General features: G+C 60.9%; 13 protein-coding genes. 7 read left to right on the forward strand and 6 right to left on the reverse strand.

Going from position 1 to position 18,686, the window contains the following annotated elements; translation table 11 throughout:
- Nucleotides 1–2 precede the first annotated feature (2 nt).
- The 4 genes from GA566_RS16905 to GA566_RS16920 form a co-directional block, all read right to left on the reverse strand.
- Nucleotides 3–1,523, reverse strand: a complete 1,521-nt coding sequence (locus GA566_RS16905; protein ID WP_160473444.1) for an FGGY family carbohydrate kinase — start codon at nucleotides 1,521–1,523, stop codon at nucleotides 3–5.
- A gap of 5 nt (nucleotides 1,524–1,528) precedes the next feature.
- Nucleotides 1,529–2,983, reverse strand: coding sequence for an MFS transporter (locus GA566_RS16910; RefSeq protein ID WP_160473445.1), 1,455 nt, complete (start codon nucleotides 2,981–2,983; stop codon nucleotides 1,529–1,531).
- Nucleotides 2,984–3,185: 202 nt separating this feature from the next.
- Entirely contained in the window at nucleotides 3,186–4,382 is a 1,197-nt protein-coding gene (locus tag GA566_RS16915) for a diguanylate cyclase (RefSeq protein ID WP_137928256.1), read from the reverse strand.
- Nucleotides 4,383–4,545: 163 nt separating this feature from the next.
- Nucleotides 4,546–5,490, reverse strand: coding sequence for a hypothetical protein (locus GA566_RS16920; protein ID WP_160473446.1), 945 nt, complete (start codon nucleotides 5,488–5,490; stop codon nucleotides 4,546–4,548).
- 265 nt (nucleotides 5,491–5,755) lie between these two features.
- Between GA566_RS16920 and GA566_RS16925 the strand changes: the two genes are divergently transcribed.
- Nucleotides 5,756–5,935: a CsbD family protein gene (locus GA566_RS16925; protein WP_137928258.1), complete on the forward strand. Its 180-nt coding sequence runs from the start codon at nucleotides 5,756–5,758 to the stop codon at nucleotides 5,933–5,935.
- 150 nt (nucleotides 5,936–6,085) lie between these two features.
- Here the strand turns inward: GA566_RS16925 and tssE are convergent, their stop codons facing one another.
- A complete protein-coding gene (gene tssE / locus GA566_RS16930) occupies nucleotides 6,086–6,607 on the reverse strand; it encodes a type VI secretion system baseplate subunit TssE (RefSeq protein WP_137928259.1) in 522 nt (173 codons plus the stop codon).
- Between the two features lie 483 nt (nucleotides 6,608–7,090).
- Here tssE and tssH point away from each other — a divergent pair, with 483 nt between their 5' ends.
- From tssH to GA566_RS16960, 6 genes are all read left to right on the forward strand, one after another.
- Nucleotides 7,091–9,826 (forward strand): type VI secretion system ATPase TssH, encoded by a 2,736-nt coding sequence (gene tssH, locus GA566_RS16935; protein WP_160473447.1) that lies wholly within the window; start codon nucleotides 7,091–7,093, stop codon nucleotides 9,824–9,826.
- 14 nt (nucleotides 9,827–9,840) lie between these two features.
- Nucleotides 9,841–11,019: a VRR-NUC domain-containing protein gene (locus GA566_RS16940; RefSeq protein ID WP_160473448.1), complete on the forward strand. Its 1,179-nt coding sequence runs from the start codon at nucleotides 9,841–9,843 to the stop codon at nucleotides 11,017–11,019.
- A 35-nt stretch (nucleotides 11,020–11,054) separates the two neighbouring features.
- The gene (locus tag GA566_RS16945) at nucleotides 11,055–12,242 is read left to right on the forward strand and encodes a type VI immunity family protein (RefSeq protein ID WP_160473449.1); all 1,188 of its coding nucleotides are present in this window, start codon (nucleotides 11,055–11,057) and stop codon (nucleotides 12,240–12,242) included.
- 94 nt (nucleotides 12,243–12,336) lie between these two features.
- Nucleotides 12,337–14,976, forward strand: coding sequence for a type VI secretion system Vgr family protein (locus GA566_RS16950; protein ID WP_160473450.1), 2,640 nt, complete (start codon nucleotides 12,337–12,339; stop codon nucleotides 14,974–14,976).
- Nucleotides 14,973–15,836 (forward strand): hypothetical protein, encoded by an 864-nt coding sequence (locus tag GA566_RS16955; protein WP_160473451.1) that lies wholly within the window; start codon nucleotides 14,973–14,975, stop codon nucleotides 15,834–15,836. The genes GA566_RS16950 and GA566_RS16955 overlap by 4 nt, the downstream gene beginning before the upstream one ends.
- Complete coding sequence (locus tag GA566_RS16960; RefSeq protein ID WP_160473452.1) at nucleotides 15,833–17,146, forward strand: hypothetical protein; 1,314 nt, start codon at nucleotides 15,833–15,835, stop codon at nucleotides 17,144–17,146. The genes GA566_RS16955 and GA566_RS16960 overlap by 4 nt, the downstream gene beginning before the upstream one ends.
- Nucleotides 17,147–17,234: 88 nt before the next feature.
- Here GA566_RS16960 and GA566_RS16965 read toward each other — a convergent pair whose 3' ends face one another.
- A complete protein-coding gene (locus GA566_RS16965) occupies nucleotides 17,235–18,674 on the reverse strand; it encodes an FAD-binding oxidoreductase (RefSeq protein WP_160473453.1) in 1,440 nt (479 codons plus the stop codon).
- Nucleotides 18,675–18,686: the final 12 nt, after the last annotated feature.

An 18,686-nucleotide genomic window follows, 5' to 3' on the forward strand; every position in this document is an offset into this window, starting at 1 on the left:
GTTCAGTGCGCGGCAAATGCCTGCACGTGGTTCAGTTCGGAGGCCACGCGCGCGTGCCAGAGTGCACGTCGTTCGGCCCGTTCGTCGTTGCCGATGCGCGGCATGAACACCGCATCCGGCTCCGTGGTGGTACGCGCCTGCTCCAGCGAATCCCAGAGCAGGCCCTGCGCGCCGGCCAGCCACGCAATGCCGCGCAGGCTGGCGCGATCGGTTTCCTTCATGCGATGGATGGGCAGGCCGGTGAGATCGGCCTGCATCTGCAGCAGGGCATCGCTGCCGGACAGCCCGCCGCCGACCACGAGGCTCGATACATCGACGCCCGCGATCTCACGGTTGGCATCGATGCAGGAGGTCACCGAATGCGCGATGCCGGAGAGGATGGCGTACGCGATCTCGGCCTGCGTGGTCGCCATTGACACACCATTGAGCGCGGCGCGGGCCTCGGGCTGCATCTGCGGCACCCGCAGGCCGGTCAGGGCGGGAATGAATGTCACGCCGCGCGATGACGGCACCGTGGCGGCCAGCGCGCTGATCTGCTTCGCATTCTCGAACCAGTGCAGCTTGTCGCAGACCCAGTTCAGGGCCGAACCAGTGGTGGCCACGAAGGTTTCCACCGAGAAGTGCGAAACCCCCTGGCAGCGCCGTGCGGTCATCGTCAGCGTGCTGTCGGACTGGCCGGTGTGTATGGGCAGGTCGGGACCGATCACAAGATCGACAAAGCTGCCTGTGCCGTGCAGGCACATCGACTGGCCGGCGTCGAGGCAACCCAGTCCCACGGCGCCAGCAAGCTGATCGCCCGCGCAGGCGAGGATCGGTACGTCGATGCCGAGCAGATCGGCGCGCGTGCGCCCGAAATCGTCAGCGTCCTGGCGCAGGGCTGGCAGCAGTTCATGCGGAAAGCCGAGCGCGTCGATCCATTCGTCCAGATAGCGGTTCTCGCCGAGCACGTAGGCGCTGCACGAGGTGGCATTGGTCGGCGTGGTCACGCACGCGCGCTCTGTGGAAAGATGCCAGAGCAGCCACGTGTCGACGGTGCCGAAGGCGAGCCGCCGCTCGCGCAAGGCATCGGCCACGGCAGGTGTCTCGCGCAGGTGCCGCGCGGCCCAGAGATAGGGCGAGCGCACGCCGGCCGGGCGGCCCACCATGCTGCGCAGGCGCGGGTCCCAATCGGGCGCGAGCCGATCCAGTTCGGCGGCGTAGCGCGTGTCCTGCCAGACCATGGCAGGCACCAGCGCGCGGCCGGTACGCGTATCCCAGAGCACGGCAGTTGCGCGTTGCGTGGCCACGGCCAGCGCCACGACTTCGAGTTTCCCGCGTGCGGCTTCGGCCAGCGTGGCGCGGCAGACGTCGAGCGTCTTGTCGAGCAGTACGTTGGCATCTTGTTCGACCACGCCGGGGCGTGGGGAATCGACCTGCAGGGGCGTGTATTGCAGGCACGAGACATGGCCGTCGGCGCCGACGACCGCTGCCCGCGTGCCGGACGTCCCCTCGTCGATCGCGAGGATGACTTTCCTGTGTGGCATTCGGATTATTTCTCGGTGGCAGGTTGCATGTATCCGGCGCTGTCGCGTGCATCGCTGCGGAACTGCGGCGCGTCGGTTTCGTTATCAGGGTGGATCGCCGTGCGCGTGGGGTCCCAGCGGATCACGAAGCAGATGACGCTGGCGATGAGCGGCACGACGGAGAGAATCAGGAAGGTGGTTTCCAGCCCGTAGCGGGCACGGAACAGCGGGAACACCAGCAGGCCCAGTGCCGCACCGATGGCGCCCAGCGCGCCGATCACACCGTTGGCACCGGCCCGCAGCTCGCTGCGGAATGACAGCGACGACAGGCTCTTGCCGTTGGCACCCGGGCCGCCCGAGTGAAACAGGATGAAGAGCGAGGGCACGACCACGGCCACCCACGTCGGCATCTTGCCGTTGAACAGGCCCAGCGTGAGCAGCATCACAAAGACCGCCGCGAAGCCAAATGCCGAAGCGCGGCGCAGACCGAGCTTGCGGCCGATCAGCGGCGAGAGGAAGCCGCCGAAGATGCCGCAGACATTGAAGACCAGCGCGCCAATCGTCGCGTAGACGAAGTCCTTGCCGAACAGCGCTGCGCTGATCAGCGGCAGATACCAGCCGATGCCGAAGTACTGGATCGACTGACCGATCTGCACGGTGGCGGCCAGCACGGTACGCGGCAGGTAGATGCCACGGAAGATCAGCAGCACGTTGGCCAGACCGCGACGGGCGAGGTTGGTGACGGGAATGCGCTCAGCAGCAGGCGCGGCCACGAACGGGCGGCCGTAGATGCGGGTCATCGCCACCGCAGCGGCTTCGAGACGCTCCTTGCGCGCCAGCCACGTGGGGCTTTCCACGAGGAACAGCGCTTGCAGGATCAGGATGCCCACGCCGAAGACTGCGGTGGCGGCCACCGAGTAGCGCCAGATCGTGTCGCCAACATTCCACGAATAGAACAGCAGCGCCAGTACCAGGTTCAGGCACACGGCCGTGTACCACATGCCCTGCCATGTATTGAGGCGGCTCTTGAGCTTGACCGGCGTGAACTCGGCCAGCACGGCCATGGCGATGGCGAAATCGATCCCGTACGCCGCGCCCACGAAGAAACGGCCGACGAGGATCTGCTGGAAGTCCGGTGCCATCACGACCAGCACGGCGCCGGTAACGGCAAACACCTTGGCGAGGATCAGCGGCTTGACGCGGCCCCAGCGGTCGGCCATCCATCCGCCGATGGGGTTGAATGCGATGGCGACCCACGATGCGAACGAGGTCAGCAATGCGACCTGCCCGGGTTCGAGCTGGAGGTTGCGCGTCATCGGCCCGAGGCCGGCGCTCAAAGCGGAATTGGAGAAGGCGTCGAGGAACAGTCCGCCGAGTGCCAGCCACCAGATGACGCCGGCGCGGCCGCGAATGCCAGGACAGGAATCTATGAAGGCGATGACATCGTCGATGCCACGAAGCTTGATGGCAGAGGTTTGCACGGCGGTCTCCTTATCGTTGTTCTGTAAGAGGCCGCGCAAATTGCACGCGCTAAGAGACCATCTTACAGATGGTCTCTTATCTAGATCTGCCCGGGCAATGTAGGGGTTTGCCGAGGCAGTGTCAACCGGGGAAACCCGCCCCTTGTCCGTTTATTGGGCCACAACGGGCACGGTGAAGAGCGGGTGAGTGATCAGCGTTCCGTCAGGCGGGATTCACGAGTTCGATGCTGTTCCGCTCGCGCTTGGCGCGATAGAGCGCCTGATCGACTTCGCGCAGCAGGGCCTCGAAATCGGGGATGCTGGCAAGCGTATCGGTGTCCGCCACACCGGCGCTGAATTCGAGCGCGAAGGGCAGCCAGGGCGTGACAGGCCCGTTGTGCAGCGCGTCGCGCAGGCGCTTGAGAAAGCCGTGGGCCTGCGTCACGTCGGTGTACGGCAGCAGGATCAGGAACTCCTCGCCGCCCCAGCGCACCAGCACATCGCGCTGCCGCTTCAGGCGCATCACCGTGTTGGAGAACGCCTGCAACGCGGCATCGCCAATCGCATGGCCGTACTGGTCGTTGATCGACTTGAAGCGGTCGAGATCGATCATGGCAATCGCCAGCGGATGCGGATCGGTGCGTGCGCGCTGCCATTCTGCTGCCACGATGTCACCGGCGCCGCGACGGTTCAATGCCCCGGTCAGCGAATCGGTACGGCTGAGGTTCAGGATGCGCTGGCGCAGTTGCTCCTGCAGCGCCAGTGCGTAACTCAGCGTGAGCAGGAACGATACGAGCGCATCCATCAGCAGCGCGTCGATGGTCGGGAAGAACGGCGCGTGAAAGGGCAGCGGCGGCAGCGGATGCAAGGTCAGCATGATCGCGCCGGAACCCTGAAAGGCGAGCAGGACGGCTTGTCCCGCCAGCAACCCCCATGCGCCGCGATAGCTGCGCGCCATGCGCCATGTCACGCGCGCCTGGATCGCAATCGAAGCGAACATGCAGAGGCAGAACCACGGCAGGGTGTAGGGGCTATGCAACGCAAGCAAGGCACCAGCGAGATACAACATGGGCACGCCCAGCAGCATGCGCAGATGCCACGCGCGCGAATGGCCGCGTTCCAGCAGGTGATAGAGCGCCAGAGTATGGGCGCCCACTGCGGTCATGAGCAGCGTGGTGCCCACCGCATGCGCGCCGGCCGGTGTGAAAACGGGCAGCCAGGCGAGCGATCCGGAAGGCACGCCGGGCTGCAGCAGCGCCGCCACGTGATAGGCAGCCATCAGCAGGTCGCCGGCCAGCCACCAGTGCAGGGAAGTATTGTGCTTGCCCAGTCCCAGATAGGAGAGGCATAACAGCAGCGTCGTCATCAGACCAAAGGGCGTGATGACGGCAAGAAGGATTACGGGGTCGTTCAGGAACATTGGCGGGGGCGCGCCGACAGGAAGGGCGAGATTTTATCCCGCGCCGGGACGCCGGTGTACGGGCCTGCCGGGAATATCGGTGCGTCCGGGCGGGATTTACGTTCGCTTACATCCCGCGCTTGATCCGGAGAGGCATCACTCGCCCGATGTGGCGAGATCGTGGCTAGAAGCTCGCCGCCAGCCCCAGCGAAAAGCCGGAAACGTTGTTGCCAAACACATAGCGGACCACGGCGCGAATCCGGGTAACAAAGACCTCGTGCGCACTGGTATCGAGTTCCAGCCCGGTGCCGAGCGTGGTCAGCCGGTTGAAGCCGAGCACATTGGCCTGGCTGCCGAGGTATTGGGAATGCGAAAGCTCCAGCACGTAGCGCACTGGCCGGTCCAGTGCCCGCAGGTTGAAAAGGGGCGCGCGCCAGCGCGCGTAGAGATTGGCAGTCTGCGCCGTGGCCGAGCCCTTGACCCCGGCCGATGTGCCGCCAAAGGTCTGCAGATAGATGTTGGTGTACCGGAGCTCGACGTCAATGTCGTGTTCGGGCCGGTAATGCTCCCAGTCCAGCATCACCGCGCCGCCCAGGCCGTAGGCGTTGAGCGATCCGTTGTCCAGAAAATTGATCTGCTCGTCGACGGCGCGCTCGACCACGACCTTGGCGACGGCAAGGTCGCTCGAAACATTGCCGATCGAGGCGTTGAAGATCGGACGGAACACCAGCTCTTTGTCTGCCGTCAGCGGAAAATCCCAGCCGATTCCCACCGTGCCCGAGAAGGTGTTCCAGCGGGTGGGAATCTGGCGGGAGTCCGAGCCGTCGGTGGCGACGAAGGTCGGGTCGTAGCGGCTGTACGCAATCGCCCCTTCCAGATACAGGGGGAAGGATTTGCTGATGGTGAAGCCGCCGCCAAGCTGGGACATCATGATGCCCGGGTCTCCGCTGGTGGCGTTATTGATCGACAAGGAACTGGAGGCCAGGTCCGGCACCACCGAATACGCCATCAGAGACATCACCCCGTTCGCCTGTTTCTGCACATTTGCGCCGGTAATGCGGAACTGCGCATCAGCCGGGGCGGCGGCGCACAGGCAGGTGGCGGCAAGGGCGAGGTGTTTCAGGCGCATGCGGGGTTGCCGTACATGGATGGGGTTGGCGCTCCCATGGTCGCAAGGATTCGCCGCCGGCGGAATTCAGTTTTCTCACGATGCGAGTTTAGGAAATCCGGTGTCTCTCCCACAACCCATTACGGCGAAGTCCTACAGGGGATTCTCCAATGGTTTCCTAAACTGTCCCTGAGCCCTGCTTCCGACGCCATCCGGCCTGCCAGGCTGGCTGCGGACGGGACCGGGCCTTCCTGAACCGATTGAACCGATCACAAGGAGCGCGATCATGAACAAGGATCAAGTGAAGGGCCGCATGAACGAGGCCAAGGGCAAGGCCAAGGAACTGGCCGGCAAGATGACCGGCAAGACCTCGACCGAAATGAAGGGCAAGGCCGAGCAGGTAGCCGGTCGCACCCAGTCTTCGTATGGCGATACGAAGGAAAAGATGAAGAAGAATCCGAAGTAAGCGAAGTAAGCGAAGTAAGCGATCGTTCAAGCGATCGTTCGGAGTGAAAAAGCGGGGCGCCGGCCGCCCCGCTTTGTTGTTTGCAACACGCGTTGTTCGGCAGTTCGAGGGCTTGACCTCTGAAAGGCCACTGTTGCAGAGAACCAGCCGTCAATTCGCATGGAGCGCCCGGAGCTGCATCCGACTGGTTTCCAGATCCAGTGAGCTTTGTGCTGTGAACGCCATCGGATACGGGTCCATGTGGATAAGTCCGCTGATTTCAAACAGCAGAACGTTGTATCGGTGCGGAGCGTCTTCCTTGAGCAGCGGTTGAATCCTGAGGGTGCCAGGAATCAGGCGCGGCTCGAAGTTGTCGATAGCACGGTGCACGACGCCGATAATGTCGTCCCATCTATGTTCTGACAGATAGCTGCCTGCCATGGCCGGCACACCATAGTTCAGGGTTGAACTGGCCGCGTGCGGGAACCGCTTGCGATCGATCTCGTCTTCGCGATTGGTGGTATTGAGCAGGTAGGTGAGATCACGCTGGATGATTTCGAGCATTTGCGCGCGTGTCACCGTGTATTCGGTCGCATTTTCTGCTGGTCGCGTTGGCGCATCATCCCGCAGCCTGTCAAACAGTGTGGGCAGCAGTTGCGCGCTGGGGCGGCGTGGGGCGCGATGTTCACTCACGGCCAGTCCTTCCAGCGGTGCGGGTGGCAAGATCCGGCACCCCGACCTCCATCCTTGACCATCCGGTCCTTCCCGGTACCTGCCGAGGTTGGCGCAGAAAGCCCTCTCCGCGCCGATAGATACTTCAAGTCGCACATACTCGTCTCACTGACTCGTTGACCGATTCCGGTGCCGATGATAGTCGAATACACAAAAAAAGCGATAGGAAAATCAGATTTAAGAAAATATAAATACTAATTTAAGAATAATTCTATTGATGTCGAGTCATATCTATAGCTGCTATGTGATTCTGTAATCGATAAACGTATAGTAGAAATACTAAAAATTTGGATTGAATTTTATCGAAATCAATAGATGTGTATAAATAGGTGTTGGAAATTGCATGCGTGGAGATTTTAAAATAGCCTGATCAAGGCTGTTTTTTTCTGCAGCCTTCCGGGCAAAAGAACTGGCCCATTCAGCAAAATTCAAGAAGGGCTTCGGATGGATATCTCACGGCAGGCGCTATTTGGCCGACTCAATCCCACGTTGTTCAAGGCGATAGAAAGTGCGACCGCCTTCTGCAAGCTTCGCGGCAATCCGTACGTGGAGCTGGTGCACTGGCTGCACCAACTTCTGCAGACCCCCGACGGTGATCTCCAGCGGATGCTACGGCATGCCGGGGCAGACCTCCAGACGCTCGAGGCCGACGTCACGCGCGCATTGGCGACCCTGCCGGCAGGGGCGAGCTCGATCAGCGACTTCTCGTTTCAGATCGAATCGGCCATCGAGCGGGCGTGGGTCTATGCCACGCTGGCGTTTTCCGATGATCGTGTGCGTGGCGCTTACCTGCTGACAGCATTGCTCAGGACACCGGAGTTGCGGCGATCGGTTCTTGGCATCTCGAACCAGTTTGCCAGGGTGAGTGCGGAGGATCTGGTTGGCATGGTGCCGGCTCTGGTTGCCCAGTCGCCCGAGAGTGTGGAGGCAGCCTACGATGGCAGTGGCTTCTCGCCGGCTGTTCCAGGCGAGGCAAGTCGTGCATTGGCGCCGACGAGGTCCGGCCAAAACGCTTTGAGCCAGTACTGTCGTGACTTGACCGAGGAGGCCAGGGGAGGCCGACTTGACCCCGTGATTGGTCGCGAGCACGAGATTCGCACCATGACGGACATTCTGCTGCGCCGCCGGCAGAACAACCCTCTCTTGACGGGTGAGGCCGGCGTCGGCAAGACGGCGGTGATTGAAGGGCTGGCACAGGCCATCGCCGTGGGCAACGTACCGCCGAGCCTGAAGGAAGTCCGACTGCTAAGCCTCGACGTAGGTGCCTTGCTGGCGGGTGCCAGCATGAAGGGAGAGTTCGAGGCGCGGCTGAAGGGCGTGCTCGAAGATGCAGCGAAATCTCCACAACCAGTGATTCTTTTCGTGGACGAAGTGCACACCCTCGTTGGCGCAGGCGGCGCGGCCGGGACCGGAGACGCCGCAAACCTGCTCAAGCCAGCGCTGGCCCGCGGTGCTTTGCGGACCATTGGTGCCACTACGTGGAGTGAGTACAAGCGCCATATCGAGAAGGATCCCGCACTGACGCGTCGATTCCAGGTGCTGCAGGTGATGGAACCGGAGGAGATTGCCGCAGTCGCCATGGTGCGCGGTCTTGTGGAAACCTTCGAAGCGCACCACCAGGTGTTGATCCGTGACGAAGCCGTGCGCGCGGCAGTGAAGCTATCGCATCGCTACATTCCTTCGCGCCAGCTTCCGGACAAGGCGATCAGCTTGCTGGACACGGCTTGCGCGCGCGTGGCGCTATCGCTCCACGCGCCGCCAGCTTTGGTCGAGCGTCTGCATCAGCGGCTCGCGGCGGCAAGGGCGGAAGCAAGTCTTCTGTCCAGGGAGGCCAGTCTCGCCACGCCTGACGAATCCCGCATGTCAGCCGTCGAGCAGACGATCCGGGACACCGAGATTGAACTTGACGAGGCCCAGACCCATTGGCAGCAGCAACGAGCGATTGTTGCGGAGATTCATGAGCAGCGTCGGATCGCCGCGGCTTTCGACGCGGCGGACGGCACGCCTTCATCCCGGATGGATCTGATCAGTCTGGACGCATCGCTTCAGGCCATCCAGGGGGATGCACCCATGGTCTTCACCGATGTGGACGAAGCCGTGGTTGCGGCAATTGTGGCCGACTGGACTGGCATTCCTGTCACACGCATGGTTGCCGACGAAGTCGCCACCGTAATGGCGTTGCCCGAGACACTGGGCAAGCGTGTCATTGGTCAGCCTCACGCCCTGGATCAACTGGGTGAACGCATTCTGACGGCGCGCGCACGGTTGACAGATCCAAAGAAACCCCTGGGCGTCTTTTTACTGGTGGGGCCATCCGGGGTTGGCAAGACCGAAACGGCATTGGCGCTGGCCGACGCGCTTTATGGTGGCGAGCAGAATCTCATCACCATCAACCTCTCGGAGTTTCAGGAAAGTCATACCGTCTCGACTCTCAAGGGGGCACCGCCCGGCTATGTTGGCTATGGGGAAGGGGGTGTGCTGACCGAGGCCGTACGTCGCCGTCCGCATAGCGTGGTATTGCTCGACGAAGTCGAGAAGGCCCACCCGGACGTGCATGAGGTCTTCTATCAGGTCTTCGACAAGGGCTACATGGAAGATGGGGAAGGACGCTACATCGATTTCCGTAACACGATCTTGCTCCTCACCAGCAATGCGGCCTCCGACCTGCTGACCAGCCTTTGCGACGATCCGGCGCTGATCCCGGAGCCCGCAGCCCTGCGCGACGCGTTGATGCCCGAACTGCGCAAGGTATTTCCTGCGGCTTTCCTCGGGCGGCTCGTGGTGGTGCCTTATCTCCCGCTGGCATCTGACAACCTGGATCGGATCGTTCGTCTTCATCTGGATCGCGTGGTGGCGCGCATGCGCGATCAGCACGACATTGCGCTGACGTACGACGATGCGGTGGTTTCGCACATCGTACAGCGTTGTCCGGTTGGTGAGACCGGTGCCCGGCAATTGATCAGCTTTATCGAGCAGATCGTCCAACCGCAACTGGCTAGACGGTGGCTCGCGGCGCTTTCAGAAAAGCGCAAGCTCGCCGCAATCGAGATCTGCCTTGCCGAAAGCAAAGCAATGTCGCTCGTCTATCGCACCGAGTACACCTCAGCAGCAACAAAATTCCCGAGCCAAAACGCGACTTCGGAGTGCCACAACCCTCAAGTTCCGTTAGAGCATTTCTGAAGCGAGGTATCGCAATGCGTGTGACCTACAGGACGGTAAGTACAGCTTGCACGACACTGGAGGAACGCAAGGAATACGGGCAAGTTCCTCCTGCGGACAAAGGATATGTGGCGGAGAAGGTGGAGTACGCGCTGCGCTTTCCGCGGGTCACGACAGTTCGCAGAAAGGATGGCACCACAACGCAGGCGCTGTTGCAGCAGCTCGTAGTGAGCGCTGCGATTCGTGCCGACGAATTTCTTGCGGACTTCTACTGGCATTACAAGGCGGAGGTTTGCTTTGACATGAGCTTTATACCGCCGAAGCCATTTCTAAGCAGAGGGAGCGTCGCGGAAGGGGCGAATCGCCGCCATAGTCTGAATCCGTTTCCTCGTGGCTACGTTGCCGGGTTTCTCCGTCGGCCAGACATCATCCTTGTTGAGGACGCCCACGTAAGGTGGCCGGGGCTATCGACCTCCGACCACGAAGGCGAGCCTCATGTCGACAATTTGCGTCGAGTTGTCGAGATGAAATTTCCGGGCGACAGACTTCCGAAAGACCAGCGAGACGACTATGTACGAATTGCAGCCGGATCGTTAAGCCGTCTGGTTATTGCAGACGTGATTGACTGTAATGGCAATCTGAACCGAGTGCGGAATGCAGTTAGTCAGCCCTCTTTGCAATCTTCTTCCTCCGCAATAAAAGAGCGAGCACCTGTTCGATCGGAAAATCCGATAACCGAACCGGCCTTCTACGAGAAATGGCTACATCAGGTTGAAGACGGAGTAACGCAACTCCAGCGGGAAGTGGATTCCTTGGTTGAAGGAGCTCGCCTGGGGATTCAGGAGCTTTCCGTCGAAACACAGGCGTGGCTGCGGAAACGGGCGGTGTGGCTCTTTGAGACCGGTCATTGGATACGGGATGTAGCAACTGATGCCTGGACATGGATCGATGAGACCGGTCAGGCCGTCATTCGCTGGACCCGCGAAGGCATGATCGCCGCATGGCGAGAGATCCAGCAAAAAACCGATCTGGCGTGGGAACAAATCAAAGAAATTGATTGGGGTCAGATCGTGATTACCGTGGCCGGTGCGGTGGCAGTGGTGGCCTTGGCTATAACCGGCGTGCTCCTTATTGTCGCTATTTCCGAGACGATGCTCGCTGCGCTACTCGCTCTGCTTGCGATTGGCAGCGCAGGATCCTTGGCTGCAGCATGACGCATCACTGCCGGCCTTGACCTATGACTCACACCATGACTTCCTTCTCCCCATTGGCACCGACCGAGGCCATTGAGCGCTACAGTCACGAACTGACATTCAGGGATCCGTCGGATAGCAATCGTATCGTTATCCGTCCTGCGCTGATCGGTACGCTATTTTTTGAGCGAGGATCACAGCCGATGGTACGTCGGGGACTGTTGGACTGTACGGATCGCTTCCTAACAATGTTTTCACAGAATCTTTTTGGAGAATTTGATGGAAAATCAAGATACTCTAAAAGAACGAAAAATGGCGTCGAATCCATCCGGAGGTCAATAGTTTCTACGCAGCCTAATGGTCGTGTTCATTTTGCTCTATCCGATGTTACTGAATTTGACAGTGCACCAGAATTCTTAATTGAAATGTTAACAGGACAGGAGCTACTCGAGAATAGATATGGCGTTCTTTCTCATCTCAAATTTGTGCTGCCTTGGTCGTTCGCTGAAAATACAGAAGGGATAGATAAATTTCATGAGCTGATGACCTTCTGTTGCAAAGCGCTGCCAATCCGTGGTGGCTACGGCGGGCTCAGTTCCGTCTTGCCCTATGACTTCGATCGTCACTTGCCCATGGAATATCAACTGTCAAGACGATTTCAAGGCTTGGAAGTGGACGCATGGGCACTGGCGGAGGCATATGACTATCAAGACAACCACATAAAGAGCACGAATTGGTACACGGTGCTTGGCGACCCTCTGCTGGAGAAACTCGGCAGTGAGGCAGACGTCAGAGCCGCGCTTTGCCGTGAAGACATTCTGATGGAGCGGCACGGGCAGTGCCTGGTGATCCGGGCGGGCGACTATCCGCTACTGGGCGCGCCGGAAGAGGGGCCGTTGGAGCCCTACATCTTTGTCAACCGGGTGATCCGTCCTTTGCGCAAGCCGCTGCGCGGATCCATGCATTCCTACATGGAGGGTGTGGAGAGGTTTGGTGAAGAAGAAAGCCGGCGCTGGGTCGCGCGCTTCGATGAACCAGAAGGTCCGATCGATGACAGCACGCCGCAGCCGAGTCGAGGCGCGTCAGCGCTGCCGTTCCAGACGTGCCCTCGTAGCGGGCGGTGGGTGGCCAACCACCTGGGCAATCGGATCGCGCAGGTCAAGGCGGGTGATCCGATGCCGGGTCCCGAACGTAGCGATGTCGGGAATCAGGTTGTCTGGTACTTCGTGCGCGACATTGAATGAATGCCAATCAGGCAGGATGCATTGACTTTCCTTAAGCACTGGATATGTGCGGGAGGAGAGAATGAACGCCGGGAGTCTGCTACAGAAGAGAGCCATGAATGCCTCGTTGAATCTGCCGGGCACGGCTGACCGCTTCGATAGCCGTACCGTCATGCTGAAGGGCGACGGTCTTCCGGCATTGATGGGGCAGTCTGCGCTTACGGTTGCGCGCGTCGAAGGGCGCGAAGACCTCTGCGAATTGTTCGAGTACCGTGTCACGCTCAAGACGCCAGATAGTCTGAACGCCGTCTTTGGACCTGCCGCAAACTTGGACATGTCTGCGTTGCAGGGTCGGGAACTGACGATTGTCATTGAGCTGGATGGGAGCGGAACGGGCCGGGCGGCGCGCATCGGTTCAGGCAGCCGCGAGATTTCCGGGCTTGTCACCGAGGTGAAAGGGCCGACTAGCGAGGGACGTTGCTTCGCCTATACGCTGACGCTCCGTCCGTGGCTGTTCCTGGCGTCGCTCACATCGGACCACAAGATATTTCAGCAGAAGACAGTCATCGAGATACTCGATGAATTGCTGGTCGACTATGCGTTCCCGGTGGAAATGCGCTTGGATGTGGCGCGCTATCCGACGCGCGAGTACCAGGTCCAGTACGGCGAAGCCGACTACACCTTCTTCAAGCGACTGACTGAAGAATGGGGAATCAGCTTCTTTTTCGAACACTCGGACGGCCGCCATCGGCTCGTGCTGACGGATGGTAACGGCGCCTTCCGCAAGCCCGCGAGCGCTGCATATCACGCGGTACGATGGCACGATTCGACGGGGCGAATCGACGAGGAACATCTCTACGAGTTCTCGACGATCGACTCGCTCGTTTCGGGCGCGTGGGTTTCAAACGACTACGATTTCGGCAAGCCTCGGGCGGACCTGAGCGTCGGGACGCGGGATGCGCGTCGCACGGCGCACGCTGAACACGAGGTCTACGAGTGGCCGGGGGATTACGCGCAGCCTGCCACTGGCAATGATCCATGGAAGGAAGGGGACATGCTCTCCCGTGTCCGCCTGGAAACGCTGCGCCAACACGGCACCCGGGTGGCGGGGAAGGGGAACCTTCGAGGGCTACCGGCGGGATGCACCTTCACACTCGCGCACCATCCGCAGGAAGCTGCCAACACCGAGTACCTGGTTTTCGCCACGCATCTGACGCTCGAGGATGTGGCGGAAGAATCCGGACAGCCGCAGCGCTGGGCGTGCGTATTCGCATTCGAAGCCCAGGTAACGAAGGAGGTCTATCGTCCGGGCCGGGAAGTGATGAAGCCCCGCACGCATGGACCGCAGACCGCGATGGTCGTGGGACCCGCAGACCAGCAGATCTGGGTGGACGAGTACGGACGCGTGAAAGTCCAGTTTCACTGGGATCGGATCGGACAGCGCAACGAGAATAGTTCCTGCTGGCTACGCCAGTCCTCCGCCTGGCAGGGCAACCAGTTCGGCGCGAGCCACTTGCCGCGTATCGGACAAGAAGTGATCGTGGATTTCATGAACGGCGATCCGGACTGCCCGATCATCATTGGGCGAGTGCCCAATCGCGTGAATATGCCGCAATGGGAGCTGCCAAGCCAGCATGCGTTGTCAGGGTTCCGCAGCAAGGAGCTCCACGGCGAACGACACAACACCTTCCTGCAGGACGACACGGATGGGCAGATCCAGACACAGATCGGCAGCGACCACCACGCGTCACTGCTGAGCCTCGGCTATATCACGCGCGTTGCCGATGCAGAGGGACGGAAGGAAAAGCGAGGGGAAGGTTTTGAGTTGCGCACCGACGGCTGGGGCGTACTTCGCGCGGGTCAGGGCATGCTCGTCAGTACCGAGGCTCGCCCCGATGCGCAGGGGCACCACAAGGACATGCATGAAACCGTGCAGCGACTCGCGCGCGCAGACGAGATCCAGAGGAGCCTCGGTGATCAGGCCACACACCAGAAGGCGCAATCCGGCGAGCAACTTGACGTCGCCCAGGCGCTCAAGACGCTCAGCGACGAGATCCGGGGGACGGGCGAACAGGGGGAGCTGAGCGCGCCGCACCTCGTACTGGCGAGCGCAGCAGGCATCGTGGCCACCGCGACGGAAACCACGCACCTGCACAGTGACCGGCACACGGCGATCACGGCAGGCGGGCATCTGTCGATGGCTACGGGAAAGAGCTTTCTCGGCAGTGTCACGGATCGAGCGGTGCTGTTCGCCCAGAAGCTGGGCATGCGCCTATTCGCCGCCAAAGGGAAGATCGACATCCAGGCCCAGTCCGACGACATCGAGATCATCGCCCAGAAGGTACTCAAGCTCATCAGTGTCTCTGCGGTGGTGGAGATTGCCGCGAAGAAGGAGATTTTGATCAACGGCGGCAGCAGCTACATCCGCATCAACGCGAGCGGAATCGAGCATGGCACCAAGGGGCGTTGGAGGGCGCATGCCGCGTTGCATGAGATGCCGGGGCCAATGTTTCTGACGCGGGACATGCCATCCATGCCTCAGGGTGTCGCCGGGAGCTACAACCAGGCTTTCGTTGCGACATGGGCCGGAACGAGCGTTCCAGCATCGAGGATTTGCTATCGCCTGCGTGACGCAGCGGGACGGATTATCGATGAAGGGATGACGAATGACAGCGGCGAAACCGGCTTATCAGAGAGCCTCGTGCCTGAAGGAGTAGTGGTGGAACTGTATGACCGGCAACCGGATGCTACATGAGCGAAAAGAAAGAAAACCCTCTGGGACGCGGCGACGCCATCCATACGCCGGCAAGCTGGCAGGACCGTGCGAAGGTGCTGGCCTCGTCATGCGACAAGATCGTTCCGCCTGCCGCTGACGGCATCGTTGGGCAGTGCATCTACTACTACCGACCGTTGCATCGGGAGTATGTCAGTAAAAGCGGCCTGACGACTTGGGAAGCCATCAAAGCGTGGCTGAGCGCTTGGAACCCATGGGATGACCAAGAAGCGATCCGCAAGTTGCTCGCGAACAGGGATGCCCTGATCCAGCCGTCGAGCGATTCTCCGCTGTGGTCGCGCGCGACGAACTTCATGATGCGTCACATCGGTTGTGGCCACCAGTTGCCGAACTATTACATCGGCTACGGGTACTACTACTGCTCGAATTACGGGGCGAAGCTGGAACCGCGCCTGAGCCTGCAGGGAAAGGCGTGGCTGGAAGAGGCCAGGCTTCTCCTGCAGAACAATATGGAGGACGGTCTGGGTCAGAACATGAGAGGGGGCACGATTGTGATCTCATGCAAGTACAACGCGAAGCGCGGATTCAGTATGAACGTTCCCCAGTACGAGCTTGAACTGGACAGTGAGCGATTCAAGGAGTTTGCGTTCAAGACGCATGTGCCGTCCTATCTAGACGCGGGATTGGCGCAGCTTGCGATGGATGATCTGCGCAGGATTGCCGGCCAGCCAAATATCGAGGAATGGCTGGACGGCGACACGTGGGAGCAAGCGGTGGATAGCGGCGTGGAAGTTGGCAAGGAGAAGATCAGGCGTCCGGTGAGAACGGCTACGGAGACGGGGGAAGCGTTGGTTGGTTTGATACGGGATTTGTGGAAATGAGTCGCCGCCTGTTGTTGCGAATAGTGGTCCTTGGGCTGATGCTGGGGGCCGTCGGATATGGATGCAGGGGATTCTGGATGTGGACGGAACATGCGAGAGTACTGGCGGAGGACAAGCCCTATGGCGGGGCGGACTTCCGGATAAAGGGGCACCAGGCCCTGTGGTTAAAAGTCTCGCCGCCATTGATTACCTTCAAACCAATGGAGGAGCGAAGTCGGCCAGGCATTGCAGAGCCGACTGAAAAATGGATGTACTCATCGTCAGAGCGGCTCAGTCGCTATACCGTGCGCTTCTTCTCGGGCAACCTTCAGCAAGATCTAACCAAACGATTCGAGCAGTTTGCCCAGAACGCAGCGTGGTGGGTCAGCCCTGACTGGAAGGTGATCTATATCGCGACGCAGTGGCTGGACTATAACCAGGCGAACGGCCCCGATGGATATGGTGTGTCGTACCACAAGCTGTGGAAGAGCGTAGATGGCGGCCTGACATGGAACCGCCTGTCGTGGCCTGAGAGCCATAACATCAGCCAGCTTGCGTTTCTCGATGCGAATCGCGGCTATGCCATTGGATGGGGGCCGAGGATCTGGCGCACGGCAGATGGGGGTCAGCGGTGGGAGGAAATCAAGGCGCCGCCGCTAGCCTATCAGGTCGATGTAGCGCGCACGCGTGCCGCGCAGGCCGAGGTCCGCAGTGATGCGCCGGTCGTTCGGAATGCACGCTTTATGTTCACGTCGTCGTCCCTGGCGGACAACGGTGTGTACTTCTTTGCTTTCTTTTCGCCACAGCCATACGGCGAGAAAAAGAACGTCAGCCTGGTGTATGCCTTGCGCTGGGATGACCCGGCGGACATCTTTGTGCGTGCCGTCGAACCGCGCGGTGCGGAGATGGCGATTCCGGAGGCGACCGTGGTCGACACGTTGTGGGTGCCGGAGACGGAGCAGGGCATGCGGGGCCACCGGCTTTACCTGCTGACGGAACAAGGCATGCCCCATGACTACAGCATTCCACATGACTCGAACCGCAAACGTCCGGCGGGCATCTGGCGATGGACAGGAACAGAGGCCACGCATTTAAAGACCTTTAGCGACGACATATCTCCCGCAGCGCTGTATTCGGGGCGAGATGGCTTGCTGATGATCGACGCGAGCAGCAGGAATGGGCATGACATCGCACTGATCAGCCGGAACCATGGCGAGAGCTGGGAGAAGCAGGACGAAGGATCCGGAGCCGCCGGCGGGCATTTCGAGAACGGTGGAACCACCAAGTGGCGCTACTTTGGATACACGTTGTACAGGCGTGAAATTAGCTGACCTTGTTCGCGTAGACATTCAGGTGTTACGCGATTAAGAAAGCCCGGGGGGCGAGGCCCCCCACCTTCCCGCCATCAAAAAAACACACTCAATCCATCCTCGGCAACACCCTTCCCGGATTGAGGAGGTTCTTCGGGTCCAGCGCCCGCTTGACCTGCCACATCAGTTCCAGCTCCACCGCAGATTTGTACTTGATGAGGTCGTCGCGCTTGGCGACGCCGATACCGTGTTCGGCTGAGATGGAGCCGTTCTCGGCGTAGGCCAGGCCGTCTACCAGGTCGGAGATGGGCTGGTACCACTGGGCCAGGAAATCCTTGGCGTCGCGGTCTGCGGGGCGCAGGGGGTTGAAATGGACGTTGCCGTCGCCCATGTGGCCGTAGATCACCATGCGCGTGGCAGGTTCCAGTGCGAGCACGGCGGCGGAGGCGGCTTCGATGAACGGCGCTACGCGGGAGAGCGGTACGGAGACGTCGCACTTGATGCTGCCGCCGGTGCGGGTCTGGGCGTCCGAGATTTCTTCGCGGATGCGCCAGAACTGCTGCACGTCGGCGAGGCTCGATGCCACGGCGGCGTCTACCACCAGGCCCTTTTCAAGTCCGGCTTCGAGGATCTGCATCAGCTCTCCGTTCAGGCTTTCCTCGTCGGTGCCCGATGTCAGTTCGATCAGCACCATCCAGTCGTGGCGGTTTTCCAGCGGTGAAGGGACATCGCCGAGGTAGCCGAGCACGAGCTCGAGTGCGGGAGAGGAGATCAGCTCAAAGGCCGTGACAGCCTGGCCGGACAGCGCGCGGGCTTCGCCGAGCAGTTTCACGGCGGCGTCCGGGCTTTCCACGGCAACGAAGGCCACAGCGGTGGCGCGCGGTTGCGGCATCAGCTTCAGCACCGCACCGGTGATGATGCCGAGCGTGCCTTCGGCGCCGACGAACAGGTGCTTCAGGTCATAGCCGGTGTTGTCCTTGCGCAGGCCCTTGAGCGACGAAAAGATGCGGCCATCGGGCAGCACCACTTCAATGCCGAGTACAAGGTCGCGCATATTGCCGTAGCGCAGCACGGCGGTGCCACCGGCGTTGGTCGACAGGTTGCCGCCGATCTGGCACGACCCTTCTGAGCCGATACGCAGCGGGAACAGGCGGCGGCTGTCATCGGCGGCGGCGCGTGCGGCGGAGAGCGTGACGCCGGCTTCGAGCGTCATGGTGTCATTGACCGTGTCGATGGCCAGCACGCGGTTCATCTTCTTGAGGCTGATGACGATGGCCGTGCCGCTGTCATCGGGCACCGCGCCGCCCATCAGCGAGGTGTTGCCGCCCTGCGGCACCACGGGCACGTCGTGTGCATAGCACCACGCCATCACCTGGCTGACCTGTTCCGTGGTGGAAGGCAGCACGACGAGCGGTGACTTGCCGTGATAAATGCGGCGATAGTCGGTCACGAACGGTTGAGTGTCGGCCTCGGCGCTCAGGCAGCCGTTGGGGCCGACGATGGCCTGCATGGCTTGCAGCAGCACATCGGAGGAGGGCAGGGCGGTCATCTTCGGTATCGG

The organism is Cupriavidus sp. SW-Y-13, assembly GCF_009793345.1.
Taxonomy (GTDB): Bacteria; Pseudomonadota; Gammaproteobacteria; order Burkholderiales; family Burkholderiaceae; genus Cupriavidus.

Bases quoted from the DNA above. Each gene is read 5' to 3' on its own strand.
- GA566_RS16960 (WP_160473452.1), top strand. From the start codon at position 15,833: ATGAGTCGCCGCCTGTTGTTGCGAATAGTGGTCCTTGGGCTGATGCTG.
- GA566_RS16940 (WP_160473448.1), top strand. From the start codon at position 9,841: ATGCGTGTGACCTACAGGACGGTAAGTACAGCTTGCACGACACTGGAG.
- GA566_RS16945 (WP_160473449.1), top strand. From the start codon at position 11,055: ATGACTTCCTTCTCCCCATTGGCACCGACCGAGGCCATTGAGCGCTAC.
- GA566_RS16920 (WP_160473446.1), bottom strand. From the start codon at position 5,490: ATGCGCCTGAAACACCTCGCCCTTGCCGCCACCTGCCTGTGCGCCGCC.
- GA566_RS16905 (WP_160473444.1), bottom strand. From the start codon at position 1,523: ATGCCACACAGGAAAGTCATCCTCGCGATCGACGAGGGGACGTCCGGC.
- GA566_RS16955 (WP_160473451.1), top strand. From the start codon at position 14,973: ATGAGCGAAAAGAAAGAAAACCCTCTGGGACGCGGCGACGCCATCCAT.
- GA566_RS16950 (WP_160473450.1), top strand. From the start codon at position 12,337: ATGAATGCCTCGTTGAATCTGCCGGGCACGGCTGACCGCTTCGATAGC.
- GA566_RS16915 (WP_137928256.1), bottom strand. From the start codon at position 4,382: ATGTTCCTGAACGACCCCGTAATCCTTCTTGCCGTCATCACGCCCTTT.
- GA566_RS16925 (WP_137928258.1), top strand. From the start codon at position 5,756: ATGAACAAGGATCAAGTGAAGGGCCGCATGAACGAGGCCAAGGGCAAG.
- GA566_RS16965 (WP_160473453.1), bottom strand. From the start codon at position 18,674: ATGACCGCCCTGCCCTCCTCCGATGTGCTGCTGCAAGCCATGCAGGCC.
- tssH (WP_160473447.1), top strand. From the start codon at position 7,091: ATGGATATCTCACGGCAGGCGCTATTTGGCCGACTCAATCCCACGTTG.